The following is a 14,036-nucleotide window of genomic DNA, read 5'->3' as shown; positions in this document are numbered from 1 at the left end:
CATGGCCGTCAAAACCCTTTCAGTCGACGGTCAGCTCATCAGCGCCCGAGAAGGCCAAACCCTGCTGGAAGCAGCGCGGGAAGCTGGGATCTCCATCCCAACCCTATGCCATCTCGACGGTCTCAACGCGGTTGGAGCGTGCCGACTCTGCCTGGTTGAGGCCAACGGCCGTCTCTTGCCCTCCTGTCTGACCCCGGTGGCTGAGGAGATGGACGTTCAAACGCAAACCGATCGCCTCCAACGCTACCGAAAACAGATCGTCGAACTCTTATTTGCCGAGCGAAACCACGTCTGCTCGGTCTGTGTCGCCAACGGCAATTGCGAGTTGCAATCGCTAGCAATGAGACTTGGGGTCGACCATCTGCGTTACGAACCTCAGGAGCCCGAGTGCGAGGTTGACCTCTCTCACGAGCGCTATGGACTTGATCACAATCGTTGCGTCCTCTGCACCCGATGCGTTCGTGTTTGCGACGAAATTGAAGGAGCACACACCTGGGATGTGGCGGGACGCGGAACCCATTGCCGCGTGATTACCGATCTGCACCAACCCTGGGGAGATGCAAGCACCTGCACCTCCTGCGGAAAATGTGTCATGGCTTGCCCGACTGGAGCACTCTTTCACCGTGGCTCGTCGGTCTCAGAAAACGTCCACGATCGTGAGACCTTGCATGCCTTGATCCTGGCCCGGGAGGAAAAGCAATGGCTCGTCTGAGACTGGCGACCGTATGGTTGGGCGGCTGCTCGGGCTGTCACATGTCCTTTCTTGACATGGATGAATACCTGATTGATCTGGCTGAGATTGCCGAGGTGGTCTTCTCGCCGCTGGTCGATTCGAAGCAGTATCCTGAAGGGGTCGATGTCGTTCTCGTTGAAGGGGCTGTCTGCAATGTTGAGCACCTGGAGATGATCCGTCGTGTTCGAGCGAATTCACGCATTCTCATCTCATTTGGAGATTGCGCCGTCACAGGCAATGTTTCTGCCATCCGCAATGTGCAGGGTGGTGCCTTACCAGTGCTCGAACGGGCGTATGTCGAACTTTCGGATCCTTCTGGTGGAATCCCCTCTCCAAGCGACATCGTTCCGAAACTGCTCGATCGAGTCCTCCCAGTTCACGCAGTGGTCAAGGTCGATACATTTCTGCCGGGCTGCCCTCCCTCCGGTCCCATGATTCGCACGGCCCTGGAGAAGGTCCTAACTGGCGAGCCGATCGACCTGATGGAGCACCACCTCTCGTTCGGCGGCTATGGCCGTCCGAAAGGATCGGAGCATTTGCCGGCCTCTCCATCATCATCACAATCGCACTCGTGAATACAGGAAGCGAGACGCATGGGCCAGCGCATCGTGATCGATCCGGTGACCCGGATTGAAGGCCACGCAAAGATTACCCTTCACTTAAACGACGACCACACCGTCGCCGATGCCCGCTTCCACGTCACCGAGTTTCGAGGCTTCGAGCGCTTCTGCGAAGGTCGTCCGCTCTGGGAAATGCCCGGCCTGACGGCCCGAATCTGCGGGATCTGTCCCGTCAGCCATCTCATGGCGTCGGCCAAAGCTGGTGACGCCATTCTCAGTGTTCGCATTCCTCCGGCCGCGGAAAAACTGCGGCGACTTATGAACCTCGGCCAGATTGTCCAGTCCCACGCCCTGAGTTTTTTCCACCTGAGCGGTCCCGACTTACTGCTCGGATTCGACAGTGATCCTGCCGCGCGGAACGTGTTTGGCCTGGCCCAGGCCGACCGTGAGACGGCCCGAGGCGGAATTCGCCTGCGACAATTTGGTCAGGAAATCATCGAGTTTCTCGGCGGGAAAAAGATTCATCCGGATTGGTGCGTGCCCGGGGGTGTCCGCGAAGCACTCTCCGATTCGGCACGCGAACACATCAAACAGCGCATTTCCGAAGCGATCGAAACTGTTCGATCTGCTCTTGACCTCATCAAAGGGTTGCTCGAACGGTATCCAGAGGAGGTCACCTCATTCGGACATTTTCCGACACTCTACCTGGGTCTGGTTGCTCAGGATGGGTCGTGGGAACACTACGACGGTCAGCTCCGAATCATCAACGCAGACGGAACGGTTCTTGCCGAGACTTCAGACGCAGGCGACTCTCTCGAACTCCTCGGCGAATCCGTTCAACCTGATTCCTACCTGAAGTCTCCGTATTATCGCCCCTTGGGGCTTACCGACGGCATGTATCGGGTTGGTCCTCTCGCACGTTTGAATCTCTGTGAGCGCATGGGTAGCCCGCTCGCCGATGCGGAATTGATCGAATATCGGCAGCGAGGCGGCCGAATTGTCTCGTCGTCCTTCTTCTACCATTACGCGAGACTTGTGGAAATTCTCGCGTGCATCGAGCAGATCGATGCCCTTCTTGACGACCCGGATCTGAACGCAACACACCTTCGAGCCCAGGCCGGAATCAACGCTCAGGAAGGCGTTGGCGTAAGCGAAGCCCCCCGAGGAACCCTCTTTCACCATTACACGGTGGACGAGCATGGTTTGATTCGATCGGTTAATCTGATCATTGCCACCGGCCAGAACAATCTGGCCATGAACGCCGCCATGCTTCAGATCGCTCGCCATTGGATCAAAGGTCCGCAGATTCCTGAAGGGGTGCTGAACCGCCTGGAGGCCGGTATTCGAGCCTTCGACCCCTGTCTGAGCTGCTCGACGCACGCGATCGGCCAGATGCCGATCCTCCTCCAGTTGATCGCTCCCGACGGCTCGGTTCTCGACGAGGTGCAACGAGCCTGATGACGGACGCTCCCCCTGCCCTCCCCCTGGAGCGGCCGGTTCTTGTGATTGGCTTCGGGAACGTGCTTCGAGGAGATGACGGTGTCGGACCCGTTGTCGCCGATATGGTCACCCGATGGAACCTGGCCGGAGTGCTCGCGCAATCGTTGCACCAGTTAGTCCCTGAATTGGCCGAACAAATCTCCAATTCACGCAATGTCATCTTTGTGGACGCCGATCTTTCTAGCACAACCGACTCTGTCACCACAAGCCCGATTGATCCAGGCTCGACCACGACACCAATCGGGCACGTAAGCGATCCGGGGCAACTGCTCGCACTGGCTCGTGATCTGTTTGGCCTCTGCCCCCGGGCGTATCTGATTCGGATTCCGGTCTCCACGATCAATCTGGGTGAATCCCTCTCTCCCCTTGCCGAAGCTGGTGTCAAGGACGCCCTGTCTCGCATCGCCATTCTGCTGGACGAACATGGGGGGCCTCTCCTCCCTGTTTCCTCGCGTAAATCACCCCAATCATCAGCAAGTCCTCCCCATCCTGGTCCGCTCATCCTCGGTGATGCGAACAAAGGAATCGTCCCATGATCTCAGCTCGAGGCCGAGAGTCTGGTTTGGCTGCTCAACCAACCACGTCCTTTCCCGAATTGATCCGATCCCTCTCGGAGCCCGAGACCGGACCTCACGCGGACAATCTGTTGACAAATGAGGACTCTTTTCCTCGTGTCATTGGCGACCTGGAACGGAGAGTGACTTCTGGAGGCCTCTATCTTGGGGTCGGTCCGGATCAGAACTTTTCGTACATCGCTCGATGTGCCCCGGCACGATCATTCGTCCTCGATTTCCGTAGGCGAAACCTGCGCTTGCACCTGTTGCACAAAGCCCTGTTTATGCTCTCGGAAACCCGGGTCGACTACCTGACCCGGCTCACCGCTCGACAGCCCAGGGATTTACCGGATCAACCAACCCCGTCGCAACTCGTCGAGGCATTCGCAACGGCCCCGTTCGAGGAGCGGTTACTGGAGCGTACGCGTCTCGAAGTCTTCGGACTGATCCGGGCCCTGGGGGTTCTGGACGAGTCCGAATGGGACGACCTTGCCCGCATTCAAGCCCGACTCGCCGGTCCAGGGATGAACGCAAAGTTCCTGGCGATGCCGATCTATCCCACCTTGGGCGAATTGATTCAAACCCCAGACTCCGACGGTTGTCCTGCGCACCTCTTGGCTCAGGAATCCTCCTACCGCACGGTTCGAGACGCCCAGCGCAACGATCAAGTCCTCCCCCTTGTGGCCAATCTCGCGGGTTCGGTGGCTCTGCCCCGACTTGCCGATTGGTTCCAATCGCAAAGGCTGAAGGTCTCCGTCGTCTACGTTTCCGATGTTGAGTTTTTCCTGCTTCGAGCCGGAACACTGGATGCCTATGTCGCCAATCTCGAACGACTTCCCAGGCATGAGAATGCTCTGATCATTCGAACCAGCACCCGCGAACTCGACCATCCCGATCGTATCCCCGGCGATAGCTCGACGACCGTTCTCCGATCGCTCCCTGCGTTTCTCGATGCCGCCCGAGCCGGGCGAATCACACGTCCCGATGACCTCTTCACACCCGATGCGTAAGGTCAGTCGCGGTATCCGCACGCAGAATCCGGCGAGCAGCTTCCGCCAGATTCCCAGCAATCACATCGGGCGGAGGTGATGGCAATTCATCCTCGGTTCGGACAATGAGAACCGTCCGGCAACCGGCTCGCCGACCGGCCTCAACATCGTCGGCAATATCGCCGACCATCCAGGACCGCGAGAGCTCAATGTCCAGGGTCCGGGCTGCCTCACTCAGCATGCCCGGCGCCGGTTTCCGGCACTCACATGCAATGGCATACGCCGTTACGCTGCCGTCGGGGTGGTGCGGACAGTAGCGGAAGCCATCGAGCGCCACCCCTTGCTCCGCCAGCAATTCTCGGAGTCGAGCTTCGACCGGACCAATCGCCGACTCGGGAAAGTAGCCCCGCGCCACCCCCGACTGATTCGACACCACGACCAGCAGATAGCCCGCCTCGGCCAGCAACCGGAGCCCCTCGGCCGCGCCTTCACACAGCTGGATCAACGACGGATCGACATTATAGGGGACGTTTTCAATCACAGTACCGTCCTTATCGAGAAAGACGGCGCGTCGGGTGCTCATGCGCTATTGGCTCTCAGCATCATCAAGAGGTTCGTTCTAATCACCGGATCGAAAGTTCGTGATTTATCCACTGAGCCACTCATCTCGGTGTTCGGCAACGAAGGCGTCGTCGTTCAAGTCGGGATAGCTCTCAAGCACACGGTCGATTTCCTCGCGCTGACCGGGACTGAGCCCTTCATTGGGGTCGAGGCACCAGATTCCTTCTAGCAAGCCCTGGCGGCGGAGGATTTCATGCAGGCCGGCGATACACCCGGCAAACCCATTGGCCGCGTCGAAGAACACGGCATTGGTGTCGGTCACCTGGGCGGCCTTGCGAAGGAGCGAAACGACCAACGCATTCGACCGCTCCTCCGCTGCCCCCTCGTCCGAGACAGCGGCATGGCAGGTTTCGAGCAGTTCAACCGCCTTCTTCGTCCAGACGGCCCAGTGACCGAGCAATCCCCCCACGAACCGAAGCTCAACCCATCGGGAACCAACCTGAAACCGATACGGGGAGATGAGATCATGCACAATCGCGTCGTCGTTTCCTGTATAAAGTGCGATGTCGTCGCGGCCCGACTCGGCCACGGCCCGCATCACGTCGAGCGTGCGGTAGCGGTCGAACGGGGCAACCTTGATCGCCACCACGTCGTCGATCTCGGCAAACGACCGCCAGAAGCGATACGACAGATCCGGTCCTCCCACCGCTCGCTGCAGATAAAACCCAACGAGCGGAATGACCTCGGCCACGGCTCGGCAGTGGGCCAGCTTCGCCGCATCGTGCTCCTCGGCCACGGCCGAAAGGCTGAGTAATCCCGCATGATATCCCAGATCGCGGAGGAGCCGAGCCTCGGACACCGCCTGATCCGTCCGGCCGCAGATCCCCCCGACCCGGATCAAGGGCCGACCGCTCCGATCATCGGCGCGATCCATCTCCTCGGCCGCCAGGGCAAGAACCGGCTGGAACAACCCGTGGTTCGGGTCCCGGATCGCAAACTGGGTCGTATGCACGCCGACCGCCAGGCCGCCGGCTCCGGCCGCGGCATAATATCGGCAGAGCGCCCGTTGCCGTCGCTCGTCGAGCCGGCGATCGGCCGTCAGGGCAAGCGGCATGGCTGGAATCACCGCCCCCGATCGCAGGCGATCGCGAACCACTGGCGGAAGCGCGCGGGGCATGACGAAACTCCGAGAACCAGGAATCGAACCGAGACATTCACGGGCTCACCCCGAAAGCGAATGCGAGCCGAACACGTCTCCCAGAGATCCAGCCGCTCGATGCTCCACTCAGAACTGCCCGTCGCGGACCTCGAACCGTGTCGGCTTGTCATAGAGAGGCTTCTCTTGCATTAACCAATCCGCGATCAGCGTGATCAAGTGATCGGTCGAGATGCGAGGCGGTCCAAAGAGCGATGCAGACAGTTGAGCATTACTGAGCAATGCATCCGGGGCTTCGGTTCCGGTGATCACCGCGGAGCGGCCGAACCGGGCGGCAAACTGCTCGGCCACATCGCGTACGCGGAGCGTTTCCTGGCCGGTCACATTCAGAATGAAGGGAGGGCTGGCCACGCGATCGAACGCCGCGAGGGTCATGGCATTGGCGTCGCCTTGCCAGATCGTGTTGAAATGCCCCATCGACACATCAATCGATTCTCCGGCAAGAACCTTGCGGCCAATGTCCACCAGCACGCCGTAACGCGGCTCAACCGCGTAGTTGAGGCGGATCAGGGCCATCGGAATGTCATTCGCGCGGCTGAAATACTCCATCACCCGCTCGCGACCGACACAACTCATGCCGTAGTCACCCACCGGCCGAAGGGGGTCCGATTCGAGCGATCCGCCACTCTCGACCGGCACCAGCGGGTAGACGTTTCCGGTTGAGAAGGCCACGATCCGGCTATCCCGAAAGTTTCGGCAAACCAGCCCCGGCAGGAAGCAATTGACGGCCCAGGCCGTCGCCTGATCGCCGCTCGCTCCGAATTTAAATGCGGGCATATGCACCACATTTGGAACATCGGGTAGACGTTCGAGCTGATCGGGATCAAGCAAATCGCAGCGAACCGTCTCGATCCCTCGGTCTTTCAGCCAGGCCTCGCGAGAGGGGTCGGAAAATCGGGCCACGCCGATCACTCGGCGGTTGACCCCCGCCTCGTCCGAGGCCCGACGCGCCATCCAGGTCAGGGTCGGCCCCATCTTCCCCGAGGCCCCAAGCACGATCAGGTCTCCCTCCAGCCGACCCATCGCCTCAATCACGGCCGGGGTCGGCTCCGAGAGCAGCTCATCAAGATGATCGACGTCCCGGATCGCGTCGAGCTGGTGAAGGTCGGAGTGCGCCACGATGGATCGTCCCGCGTCTGAGGGGTGATGGAACGGAGGCCAGCGTCTTCAGGAACCATCTTCCCGAAACGCGCTCCAGAGCGGAGAATTGTTCGAGGCTGCCGGGGTCGTGCCGACCCGAGTTGCCGGGGCGACCGACTCCCGTCGCTCCCGCACAATTCAGGAACCGCCCTGCCAACCCAACTCGCGCAATGCTCCGTGGTCGAACACTAGGCTGATTTCCTCGCGTTGATCCGTCAAGAGAGGGCCGCCGGCCACCGCGACGAAGTTCGGCAAAGTCCTCGAAATCTGCAAGGCCGGGGCGGATCTCCTCCGGTCCTATCGATCACAAGGATCGGGCGACTGATCCAACGAATCTCGCCATCACCCCTTCGACCGATCGAACCGATGAAGGATCACGGGCAATTGCCCGATCATCGCGATCGGCGAAGTCCCTGGAGGCCCCTCGGAGTCGGTCATGGAAGAGGCGTATCTGGATCTGCTCCGCGATGTCCGGCGCCACGGGGTCCGGAAACCGACCCGAGCCATTTTGCCCTCGACCGGTCAAAAGATTGACGCGCTCAGCGTCTTCGGCCGGCAGGCCCGGTACGACCTCCGCGAAGGCTTCCCTGCCGTCACCACCAAACGCCTCGCCTTCGGGCCGGTCGTCCATGAGCTGATCTGGTTCCTCAAAGGTTCGTCGAATATCGTGTACTTAAAAGAACATGGCGTTACCATCTGGGACGAATGGGCCGACGCGGACGGAGAGCTTGGGCCCGTCTACGGTCGCCAGTGGCGCTCGTGGCAGGCTCCCGACGGCCGGACGATCGACCAGATCGCCGGACTCGTCCACGGCCTCGAACGCCTCAAAGTCGACCCGACCGATTCGATCGGCCGCCGCCTGATCGTCTCCGCCTGGAACCCGAGCGACATCGACGCAATGGCCCTGCCCCCCTGTCACACCCTTTTTCAATTCTGGCTGACCGAGGGTCGGCTCTCGTGCCAGCTCTACCAACGGTCGGCCGATCTGTTTCTCGGCGTCCCCTTCAACATCGCCAGTTACGCCCTGTTGACCGTTCTGGTCGCGCACGTCACACAGGTCGAACCGGGGGAGTTCGTTCACACGATTGGCGATGCCCACATTTACACCAACCATCTGGATCAGGTCGACGAGCAACTCTCGCGAATGCCCTTCCCACCCCCTCAGGTCCGGATCGATCCGTCGGTGACAAGCCTCGACAACCTCCGACGCGATCAGATCGAGCTCGTCAATTACCGCCACCACCCGACGCTCCGAGGAGAGGTGGCCGTATGAGATGCGCCCTCGTCGTCGCCACCAGCCCCGAGGGAGTCATCGGCCGCAACGGGACGATCCCCTGGCATCTGCCAAGGGACCTGAAGCGGTTCCGGGCGATCACCTGGGGGCATCCAATTCTGATGGGCCGACGCACGCATGAGTCGATTGGGCGCCCGTTGCCCGGTCGCCTGAACATCATCATCTCGGGAAGTCTCAAGCCTCTCGCCAACGGTTGCGTGGTGGCCCGGTCACCGAGCGAAGCCCTGGCGATTGCCCGGGCCACCGGAACCGACGAGGTCATGATCGTTGGCGGTGAGGCCCTCTACCGTGAGTTTCTCCCTGTCTGTGACGTCCTGCATCTGACCACCGTCGAGGGGACCTTTGACGGCGACGCCCACTTCCCGATCGAATCCATTCGACCCGAGGAATGGGTCGTTGAACACCGCGAATCCTGGCCGACCGACGAGCGTCACGCCTTCCCTCATCGCTACGAACGCCTCCGCCGCATCCGGGATTCTCACGAGTGAACCAGAGGAGAACTCCCGCCAATGCTCCCGTTCACGATCCATCCAGCTGGGCTTTGGCCACCGAGGCTCGGGGATCGAATCCGCGCCGAAGCGCCTCCTGAGCGGCCGCCAGGCTCCGCGAGGTCAGGGCTGTTGTGAACGGATGCGCGGGGACGACGTGCTGCGGGTCGGAAAGCTGATCGGCCAGGGCCAGGGCGGATCGGGCCTGTTCGATCGCCCCGGCGGCACACCAGAACCATCCCATCCAGAACAACATGCGCCGGTACAGTTCGAGCTGTCCCCGCAAGCGATGCTCGAACAGGAACCGGTAGGCCCCGGCGTCTCGATCGGGGTCGGGCGGGGCTCCTTCCCAGCGCAGCAACAGTTCCTCGGCCAGCTCGAAGGTCAGCGGAGAAGCGTCGATCCAGGTCGGGCAGGAATCGAACACCTCGGCCACGCGTCCGGGCATTTCTTCAAACGGCGGCGGATTGCCAATCATCGGATCGTCCCCCGCGGTCGGCAGTCCGGCAAAGGGCCTCGGGCGTACCTCGGAACCGATCGTCCGTTCCAACCAGTAGCGGAGCGCGGGGGTTGTCTCGGGGCCGCACAGCAGCAATGCCCCGGCAAGCAGGCCGATCGCCAGCTCGTGATGCCCCTCCACCACGTCGCAATCGGGCCGGGCCCGCAACTCGGCCAGCAACGACTCGGCCGGTTCCTGATCGCCAATTGCCGCGATCCGGCCCACCGCCTCGCGAACTCCTCCGATCACGTCGCAGGCAAAGGCCACGGCCACGCAACGCTCTCGGTCCGGGTCCTCGGCCACCAGGGCAATCTGCCCCTGCCCCCGACCGTCGAGCCCCGAAACCAGGCTGGCCACAATCGTCGGGCTCGACCGCACCGCAGGCAGACCTCGCGATGGTCCACAACGTCCGCCGAGCCATCGCCGGGCCCTTGCAGCGACTTCCGGATCGGGATGATGCGCGGCCAGGTCGATCCAAACACGCTGATGAGAAACCTCCTCCCCGTCCGTGTCCTCGTCGTCGAACTGGCCCGCGCTTTCCAGCGCCTCGATCGCCGATTGACGAAGGCTCGGCTCGTGAGCGTACGACAGCAGTCGGAGGACCTCCGCCGTGCCCGGCCCGATCACGCCTCCCCGCCCCAACTCGGCGACGATCTCGGCCCGGACCTCCGGCTCGATCTCGGCCAGCCCCTGCAGCGCGAACCAGACGTCCTCGGGCTCCTCCTCAATCTGATCGATCAAGCCTTCCAGGCTCGCATCGTCATCATCGAGGGCTTCAATCAGTTCTTCCCGCAAGGCGAACAGCTCGGGCCGGGCCTCGATCCGGCCGGTCCCTTCCAGCACTTCAATCGCTCGATACAGGTGATCGACCGCGAGGTCCGGCTGGTCGAGCATGGCATCGGCCAGGGCATCGTACAGATCGGGGTCGCCCAGCGCTTCGACAAGCCGAAGGGCGGCCGTTCCTCGACGGCTGGCCAGGTTGGTCAGCGCCACTCTCACAGCGCGGTCCAGATCTTCGTCAGAAACCGCGTCGAGGGCCGGGTGATCGAGCAGATCCGCTCCACTGACCTCGTCGGACAGATCGGCCAGGGTGTCGAGCAACCGATCGGCGTCTGACGACGATTCAGGGCCGACAGATTCGGGGCCGATCGGCGGCGGGGGCATCGGATTGGTCCTCATCCGTCAACGAAGGGGAATGCGAGGGGAATCGAGTCCTTCGATCATGACATCGGGGCTCATTTTACGCTCCGAGTCCGCATCTTTCCATCACATCCGATCCTGGACCGGCAGTTCCTCGGCGGTCACAGCCGGGGACCTTCGGTCCAGGCCAGGTCGTTCTCGCTCTCGATGTCGGCCACCTCGTAGAGATCGGGATCGACCTCGGTGATGAACCGGCTCGGCGTGGTGAGGATGCTCCCCTGCCCCGGCCTCGAAACCATTAACGGATAGACCAGCCACAGCTCGTCCATCGCCCGGGTCACGGCCACATAGAAAACCCGGCGCTCCTCGTCCTCGCCCCCCGGCTCGGCCAGGCTCCGATCGCCGGGGAATCCGTGCTCGACCAGCCGAGGGACGATCACCCGAGACCATTCCAGCCCCTTCGCCTGGTGAATTGTGCTGAGGACCAGTTGCTCTCCCGAGTCGTCCTGATCCTCGCCCAGCGAATCCATCCCGTAAACGTCTCCCGCGAGCAACATGTCTGCGATAAACTTGTCCAGGTGATCATAACGGGCCGCCAGCACCGACAGCTGCTCGACATCGGCCAGGCGCTGCTCGTGATTCTCGTACCGGGCCTTCGCCACCGCCGGATACCCCCCCTGGAGCACCGCGAGAATCGCCGCCGAGGGGTTCGCCTCCGGCTCGGCCTTGCGAATCGCCCGCAAATCAGCCACAAAGGCGGCGAACTCTCCGCGGGTCTTGGTCGGCACCAGGGCCATCGTCTCGGATGTCTCCAGCACCGCCAGCGGATTTTCCGATGCCATCAACCGAGCCCGGATCGCCGCCGATTTCGCCGGGCCGATCCCCGGCAAGAGCGGCAGCAACCGCGCCCAGGCCGGCTCATCCTTCGGGTTCGCCTGCACACGAAGGTACGCCAGCACGTCCTTGATGTGCGCCTGCTCGAAGAACCGGACCCCGCTACGCACGGTGTACGGAATGCCTCGCTGAGACAGTTCTCCCTGCACCAGAATCGAGTCGTGATGGTTGCGGTACAGGATTGCGATCCGAGACAGCTCGATCCCCTGCTCTCGCCATTCGAGGACCTGCTGACAGATCAGCTCCGCCTCCTCGTAAGCGTCGGCCGTGCCCACGACCAGCGGCTTCGGCCCCCCCGGCCGATGCGCGACGAGCGTCTTGGGAAACCCTGAGGCGTTCTGCGCGATCGAGGCGTTCGTGAAGGCCACGATCTCGGGCGTCGATCGGTAGTTCGTCTCCAGACGGTAGACGCGGGCCTCGGGGTTGCGCTCGGGAAATTTCAGAATATTGTCGTAATGAGCACCTCGAAACCGGTAAATCGATTGCGCATCGTCTCCCACGGCCGTCAGGTTGCCGGCCCCGGCTCGAGCGATCGCCTCGACCAGCTCAACCTGTACGAGATTCGTGTCCTGCATCTCATCGACCAGCAGATGTCGGAAGGACCGGCCCAGCGCGTCCCGCTGCTCCTCGTGTTCCTTCAGCAAGCTCCACCAGAGCCCGAGCAAATCATCGTAATCCATACAATTGGTCGCCCGCTTGCGACGACCATACGCCTGCGCGGCAGCCTCCACCTGCTCGGTCAGTTGAAACCAGTCAGGGAACCGCTCGGCCACCAGATCGGCCAGCGGGCGGCGGGTATTGAAGGCGAAACTGATCAGGTGCTGCACCGATGCCGGTTTCGGCGCGTATCGACCCGAGCCGACCAGCTTGGCATCCTCCATCGCCAGCTTGATCAGATCACGCTGATCCTCACCGTCAAGGATCGTGAAGTTCGGATCGTAACCGACCACCCGCGCCGCTTTCCTTAAAATGCGGTTGCCGATGTGATGAAACGTCCCTGCCCAGACCTTCACCGCCTTCGGCCCGATCAAGCCTTCCAGTCGAGCCACCATCTCCCGGGCCGCCCTTCGAGTGAAGGTGACCAGTAAGATCGACTCCGCAGGCACCCCTCGGGCAATCAAATACGCCACCCGATAGGTAATCACCCGTGTCTTTCCCGATCCCGGCCCGGCCAGAATCAGGTTGTAGCCGTCTGGAGCCGTGGCCGCGGCCCGCTGCTGCTCGTTCAACTCCCGTTCGAGGCTCGCCCGAAGACGATCGCTCCCCGGCTTTTGTAAGCGGATTTTTCGGGTCATGACGATACCTCGATCGGTGGCGCAACCGACGGCGTGTCCGTGGCTCGCGGCCTGGGATCACCTCGTGCCCTCCCCAACGGCCGTCCGGTCGTCTCTTGCCTTCCGATTGTAGAAACTCGGTGTGGAAAATGGGACAGGCGCGCCTGCGGATCGTCCGCGTTTCCGTTTCGGGCTCCGCCATCCTGCATCAAGAGACAAAGCCTCTTACAATGGATCGTGGGCCGCACCAGACCCAACGACCAATCACTTGCCCTCGATCGGTCACGCCCTCCCCTTCCCCTGCTTCTCAAGGAGAACGACGCTCCCATGACGCGCTGGAACCTGGCCGAGTTGAATTACCAAGACATCAAGGCCGAGCCTCCGTTCGAGGTCGCCGTCTTGCCGCTCGGCGCGACCGAACCGCACAACCTCCACCTGCCCTACGGGACCGATACCTTCCAGGTCGAGGTCATCGGCCGCCTCGCCTGCCACCGAGCCGCCGAGCAAGGGGCTCGGGTTGCCCTGCTCCCCGCCCTGCCGTACGGCACCGAAACCAACCAGATGAAGTTCCCGATGGCCATGAACCTCAACCCGTCGACCCTGGCGCGGGTTGTCGGAGACTTGGTCGATTCGCTCGCCACGCACGGCGTGCACAAGTGCGTCTTGCTCAACGGCCACGGCGGGAACGATTTGAAGTGGTATTTGCGCGAATCGTTCGGAAAATCGCCGGTTCACCTGTTTCTTTGCAACTGGTATCAGGTCGCGGCCGATCGTTACGGCGAGATCTTCGAAGACGCCGGCGATCACGCCGGAGAACTCGAAACCAGCATGGGCCTGGCCCACTTCCCCGACCTCGTCCATCTGGACCAGGCCGACGATGGCGCGATGGCCGCGACCCGATTCGAGGCCGTCAACCGAGGCTGGGTCGGCATCACCCGCCCCTGGCACCTGCTGACCACCAACACCGGCGCCGGCAATCCTCACCCGGCCACCGCCGAGAAAGGCAAGGCCGTCACCGAAATCGTCGTCGATCGTCTCGCCGGATTCCTCACCGAACTCTCGGCGGCACCGATCTCTGAGCAATTTCCCTACTAATTCCGTCGATCTCGAACCCCGACTCCCCCCGAAAACGCCCTCGCGGTCAGGGGGAGTGATGCGCGTCCTCGGTTCCCCACACAACGTTCACGACACGGC

Annotated in this window: 13 protein-coding genes; 8 read left to right on the top strand and 5 right to left on the bottom strand. The window is 62.0% G+C overall.

Features of this window, described 5'->3' with window-relative positions; all coding sequences use genetic code 11:
• Position 1: 1 nt before the first annotated feature.
• From hoxU to GA615_RS24310, 5 genes are read left to right on the top strand one after another with little or no spacing between them, the layout of a single operon-like run.
• The gene (hoxU, locus tag GA615_RS24330; protein WP_152053941.1) at positions 2 to 712 is read left to right on the top strand and encodes a bidirectional hydrogenase complex protein HoxU; all 711 of its coding nucleotides are present in this window, start codon (positions 2 to 4) and stop codon (positions 710 to 712) included.
• Entirely contained in the window at positions 700 to 1,308 is a 609-nt protein-coding gene (locus tag GA615_RS24325; RefSeq protein ID WP_152053940.1) for an NADH-quinone oxidoreductase subunit B family protein, read from the top strand. Before hoxU ends, GA615_RS24325 begins: the two co-directional genes overlap by 13 nt.
• 18 nt (positions 1,309 to 1,326) lie before the next feature.
• Positions 1,327 to 2,751, top strand: coding sequence for a Ni/Fe hydrogenase subunit alpha (locus tag GA615_RS24320; RefSeq protein ID WP_152053939.1), 1,425 nt, complete (start codon positions 1,327 to 1,329; stop codon positions 2,749 to 2,751).
• On the top strand, positions 2,751 to 3,329 hold the full coding sequence (locus GA615_RS24315) for a hydrogenase maturation protease (RefSeq protein ID WP_152053938.1): 579 nt from the start codon (positions 2,751 to 2,753) through the stop codon (positions 3,327 to 3,329). Before GA615_RS24320 ends, GA615_RS24315 begins: the two co-directional genes overlap by 1 nt.
• Complete coding sequence (locus tag GA615_RS24310; protein ID WP_152053937.1) at positions 3,326 to 4,357, top strand: LIC_10091 family protein; 1,032 nt, start codon at positions 3,326 to 3,328, stop codon at positions 4,355 to 4,357. Before GA615_RS24315 ends, GA615_RS24310 begins: the two co-directional genes overlap by 4 nt.
• Here GA615_RS24310 and GA615_RS24305 read toward each other — a convergent pair.
• The 3 genes from GA615_RS24305 to GA615_RS24295 all read right to left on the bottom strand — a co-directional run bounded on the left by GA615_RS24305 (position 4,341) and on the right by GA615_RS24295 (position 7,232).
• Positions 4,341 to 4,919: a D-glycero-alpha-D-manno-heptose-1,7-bisphosphate 7-phosphatase gene (locus tag GA615_RS24305; RefSeq protein WP_152053936.1), complete on the bottom strand. Its 579-nt coding sequence runs from the start codon at positions 4,917 to 4,919 to the stop codon at positions 4,341 to 4,343. The genes GA615_RS24310 and GA615_RS24305 overlap by 17 nt on opposite strands.
• A 63-nt stretch (positions 4,920 to 4,982) precedes the next feature.
• Complete coding sequence (locus GA615_RS24300) at positions 4,983 to 6,074, bottom strand: dihydrodipicolinate synthase family protein (RefSeq protein ID WP_152053935.1); 1,092 nt, start codon at positions 6,072 to 6,074, stop codon at positions 4,983 to 4,985.
• Between the two features lie 108 nt (positions 6,075 to 6,182).
• Positions 6,183 to 7,232 (bottom strand): NAD-dependent epimerase/dehydratase family protein, encoded by a 1,050-nt coding sequence (locus tag GA615_RS24295; protein WP_235905663.1) that lies wholly within the window; start codon positions 7,230 to 7,232, stop codon positions 6,183 to 6,185.
• Positions 7,233 to 7,689: 457 nt separating this feature from the next.
• On the opposite strand from GA615_RS24295, the gene GA615_RS24290 reads away from it, so the two are divergent.
• Both GA615_RS24290 and GA615_RS24285 read left to right on the top strand, forming a co-directional pair.
• A complete protein-coding gene (locus GA615_RS24290; RefSeq protein ID WP_152053934.1) occupies positions 7,690 to 8,526 on the top strand; it encodes a thymidylate synthase in 837 nt (278 codons plus the stop codon).
• Positions 8,523 to 9,035, top strand: a complete 513-nt coding sequence (locus GA615_RS24285) for a dihydrofolate reductase (protein ID WP_152053933.1) — start codon at positions 8,523 to 8,525, stop codon at positions 9,033 to 9,035. Before GA615_RS24290 ends, GA615_RS24285 begins: the two co-directional genes overlap by 4 nt.
• 31 nt (positions 9,036 to 9,066) lie before the next feature.
• Here the strand turns inward: GA615_RS24285 and GA615_RS24280 are convergent, their stop codons facing one another.
• Entirely contained in the window at positions 9,067 to 10,698 is a 1,632-nt protein-coding gene (locus GA615_RS24280; RefSeq protein ID WP_152053932.1) for a hypothetical protein, read from the bottom strand.
• Between the two features lie 137 nt (positions 10,699 to 10,835).
• A complete protein-coding gene (locus tag GA615_RS24275) occupies positions 10,836 to 12,863 on the bottom strand; it encodes an ATP-dependent helicase (RefSeq protein WP_152053931.1) in 2,028 nt (675 codons plus the stop codon).
• Positions 12,864 to 13,169: 306 nt separating this feature from the next.
• Between GA615_RS24275 and GA615_RS24270 the strand changes: the two genes are divergently transcribed.
• A complete protein-coding gene (locus tag GA615_RS24270; RefSeq protein WP_152053930.1) occupies positions 13,170 to 13,937 on the top strand; it encodes a creatininase family protein in 768 nt (255 codons plus the stop codon).
• Positions 13,938 to 14,036: the final 99 nt, after the last annotated feature.

It is taken from the genome of Tautonia marina, assembly GCF_009177065.1.
Taxonomy (GTDB): Bacteria; Planctomycetota; Planctomycetia; order Isosphaerales; family Isosphaeraceae; genus Tautonia; species Tautonia marina.
This window is presented reverse-complemented; position numbering and strand designations above follow the sequence as displayed.

Excerpts from the sequence above, each read along its gene's own strand:
- hoxU (WP_152053941.1), top strand. The coding sequence starts at position 2 with ATGGCCGTCAAAACCCTTTCAGTCGACGGTCAGCTCATCAGCGCCCGA.
- GA615_RS24325 (WP_152053940.1), top strand. The coding sequence starts at position 700 with ATGGCTCGTCTGAGACTGGCGACCGTATGGTTGGGCGGCTGCTCGGGC.
- GA615_RS24320 (WP_152053939.1), top strand. The coding sequence starts at position 1,327 with ATGGGCCAGCGCATCGTGATCGATCCGGTGACCCGGATTGAAGGCCAC.
- GA615_RS24315 (WP_152053938.1), top strand. The coding sequence starts at position 2,751 with ATGACGGACGCTCCCCCTGCCCTCCCCCTGGAGCGGCCGGTTCTTGTG.
- GA615_RS24310 (WP_152053937.1), top strand. The coding sequence starts at position 3,326 with ATGATCTCAGCTCGAGGCCGAGAGTCTGGTTTGGCTGCTCAACCAACC.
- GA615_RS24305 (WP_152053936.1), bottom strand. The coding sequence starts at position 4,919 with ATGAGCACCCGACGCGCCGTCTTTCTCGATAAGGACGGTACTGTGATT.
- GA615_RS24300 (WP_152053935.1), bottom strand. The coding sequence starts at position 6,074 with ATGCCCCGCGCGCTTCCGCCAGTGGTTCGCGATCGCCTGCGATCGGGG.
- GA615_RS24290 (WP_152053934.1), top strand. The coding sequence starts at position 7,690 with ATGGAAGAGGCGTATCTGGATCTGCTCCGCGATGTCCGGCGCCACGGG.
- GA615_RS24285 (WP_152053933.1), top strand. The coding sequence starts at position 8,523 with ATGAGATGCGCCCTCGTCGTCGCCACCAGCCCCGAGGGAGTCATCGGC.
- GA615_RS24280 (WP_152053932.1), bottom strand. The coding sequence starts at position 10,698 with ATGCCCCCGCCGCCGATCGGCCCCGAATCTGTCGGCCCTGAATCGTCG.
- GA615_RS24275 (WP_152053931.1), bottom strand. The coding sequence starts at position 12,863 with ATGACCCGAAAAATCCGCTTACAAAAGCCGGGGAGCGATCGTCTTCGG.
- GA615_RS24270 (WP_152053930.1), top strand. The coding sequence starts at position 13,170 with ATGACGCGCTGGAACCTGGCCGAGTTGAATTACCAAGACATCAAGGCC.